At 40.7% G+C, this 2,639-nt stretch carries 5 protein-coding genes; all 5 read right to left on the bottom strand.

Translation table 11 applies throughout. The features are described 5' to 3' along the window. A partial coding sequence (locus M0Q17_RS11185) for a terminase family protein (protein WP_295086873.1) occupies positions 1-1,266 on the bottom strand: 1,266 nt, incomplete at its 3' end. A gap of 26 nt (positions 1,267-1,292) precedes the next feature. Further along, positions 1,293-1,739 (bottom strand): terminase small subunit, encoded by a 447-nt coding sequence (locus M0Q17_RS11180; protein WP_295086871.1) that lies wholly within the window; start codon positions 1,737-1,739, stop codon positions 1,293-1,295. Between the two features lie 98 nt (positions 1,740-1,837). Beyond that, positions 1,838-2,050 (bottom strand): hypothetical protein, encoded by a 213-nt coding sequence (locus tag M0Q17_RS11175; RefSeq protein ID WP_295086869.1) that lies wholly within the window; start codon positions 2,048-2,050, stop codon positions 1,838-1,840. 2 nt (positions 2,051-2,052) lie between these two features. After that, positions 2,053-2,292 (bottom strand): hypothetical protein, encoded by a 240-nt coding sequence (locus M0Q17_RS11170; protein ID WP_295086867.1) that lies wholly within the window; start codon positions 2,290-2,292, stop codon positions 2,053-2,055. After that, on the bottom strand, positions 2,289-2,555 hold the full coding sequence (locus tag M0Q17_RS11165; RefSeq protein WP_295086865.1) for a hypothetical protein: 267 nt from the start codon (positions 2,553-2,555) through the stop codon (positions 2,289-2,291). Before M0Q17_RS11165 ends, M0Q17_RS11170 begins: the two co-directional genes overlap by 4 nt. Positions 2,556-2,639: the final 84 nt, after the last annotated feature.

Genomic DNA, 2,639 nt, shown 5'->3' with positions numbered 1-2,639 from the left:
CTGTATCTGGATTTCACCGCTTGAGTTTATGCGATACTTAATAAGCTTTAATTGATTTATAAGATTGTCATTGTCCGCGACAAGTCCTTGATTGCCGTCAAATTCGCCCTCACCGATAAACCACTGTTTTAATCTCCAATAACACTGAGCGCGGACATTTTTATATTGTATTTTGCTGTTAGGGATTTTGTCTGCCGTTCCGCCCAAAATAACGGGATTGATATAAAAATTTTGCTCCTTAAGTCTATCTGTGGGACCACCGCCCATACCTGCATCATCCAGGCAGACAGCTGACGCTTTTAAATCCCAATCTTGCATAGCTTCAACACACAGCCCCACAGCGGTCATTAAACTTTCGGTTTTGGCTGATTTAATAACGGCGGCTTTGTTTCCGTTTCTTAAGGTCAATGATGTTCTGTTGCCACCTCGCCCTATATCAACGCCGAGTATATTATCCCTGCTTTTTTCCATGGTTACCGGAGCGATCGCCCCGTTGATTATATCCTCGGTCAGCAATAACTGATACCCCTCTTCATCAATTTCGTTTTCAGCAGGAAATTTGCAATCATAAAACACACTAAAAAACATTTCCTTACGCATTTCCGCAATAAACGATTCCGTGAATCTGCCCTCTGCAAGCGCGTCTTTATAATTTATCCAAATCTTATGTGTCGTATCATCGGTCATTGTTTTATAAAAATGATTGCGTTTTAAAGGATTTGCAAACTCCATTAAAAAACTGTCCTTATGTCCGCCGAGCATACGCTTTATATAAGCGTATAAATCGTTATCCATTAAAACTGAATCGTCAATATAAATATCCTGCCCGCCGAATCCGAGTAACGCCTCCCCGAGCCTCTTTTTGTTTCTATTCTCAGCGGATAAAATTTTAATCTGCCCCCCGCGTTTAAATGTCAGGTTATCCCGGCGCCGTTCCCTACGTAACCGCTCAATCGCGCCCCCGTCAATCGCAAGCTGGCTTGAAAACACTTCGCTGTCAAACACGTGTTGATTAACCTGCCGCATTATTATTTCAGCCTTTGCTTTTGTTCCGCCGATTATAACCTGTTTGCGCGGCGTCAATACGCCCTTAATTATTATCCCACACGCGGCGCAAGTACTCTTCCCGTACTGGGTCGGAGCCACTACGCCCACGCGCTGATGAGGCATTAAAACAATTTCGCTTATAATGTCTTTTTGGGTTTTTGTAAATTCGAGAGGCTTTTTAGCGTCATCAGTAAACAGGCTTGTAAATTCGTTTAGCATTTCGGTTTTAGCTGGAGCGCAAAGGGTCATTTGCTTGACTCAATTATTTTAGCGGCTTTAGCAAGCAGCTGGTCTATTTTACTTATCTGGCTTTCGTCCGCACGAATTTCCATTGTCTGCTCATCTCTGTACCCGTGTACTGCAAGTAACAATCTTACAATCGAACTGTTAAAATTTCCTTTCAGTCCCTCTGATATTAATTTTTTAGCCTGCAAATTAACGACAATATCCACCGTGCCCCGAAAGTCTTCGTTTACTTTACCGTATTCATACACTTTGTTACGCGGTATACCAAGATACAACGCAAGCCCCTCGATTGTCGGCACGGCTTCATCTTTTTCAAAAGTTTTAATATAATCTTTTGTTTTTTTAACAAAGGATTTATCATACTTGCTTGGCCGGCCCATTGGTTTTGATTTGACAGGGATAGTTTTATTTTCAGGATTTTTTAATACTTTCTTTTTATTGTCCAAAATAAAAACCTCCCGCGTGAAAAGTTTCTTTCTTTACGGGAAGTATAAAGCTTTTAAATCATTATGTCAAAATAAATCACTGCTAAAAAAAAAGCAGTTTACCTGTTTTTGTTGTGCTTAAAATATCCTTTCAACACAAACCGGACAGTACTATAACAATATCCTGTTACCACTGCTGTTTCCCTGTGTATTGATTCTATCTTTACATACCCTAATTCTTTCAACTGCTTTTCATAAACCTGTTTAAATACGGTTTCAATCTCTGTTTTTTTTCTTTTGTTGTATTCGACTTTTAAAACGTCTTTAATCATGCCTACCACCTTTTCTTAGTTTTGTGTTTTGCGCGCACCATATCTTTGGATATATCCCCATAATTGCTAACTGCCCTAATTCGCTCTTTTGTTGTCATGGGTTCAAAATCCTTGTTTAAAAAATAGTTTGCAGGGTCTTTAAACACAGCTTCGGGCGTTACGCTATATTGCGCCGCAGCCTTGCACACCCTGGGCCCGTACTTCTTTAAAACAGCGTCCTCAAACCGTGTATTGTTTTTCACTCCCCCGCCTCCTCAATCATATTCCTGTTCACCTTTTCTTTTTTTAATTTCATTATCGGATTCCCGTTCGGCGCTTTTGTTACGACCGTAAATTCAACCTCCACCATATTGTTTTTTAACCACCTTAAAATATTACATTCCTGACCTTTAGCCGCGACCTGTAAAACATAATGCTCTTTTTTGACCGGGTTCCAGTACTGGACAGGCCGACCAAACTGATCCGCACGGCAAAGCGATTCTTTAAAAACCTGTTTGTTTTCCATTGTCCACCTCGTTAAAATATTTTGGGGCTATCCGACCGCACCATTCAGCTATTTCGCGACACATTCCTTCTGTCGGCTTTCCAT

Source organism: Sulfurimonas sp. (genome assembly GCF_023229105.1).
In the GTDB taxonomy this organism is placed as follows: domain Bacteria; phylum Campylobacterota; class Campylobacteria; order Campylobacterales; family Sulfurimonadaceae; genus Sulfurimonas.
The sequence above is the reverse complement of the archived record's forward strand: the minus strand, read 5'-3'. Positions and strand labels throughout refer to the sequence as shown.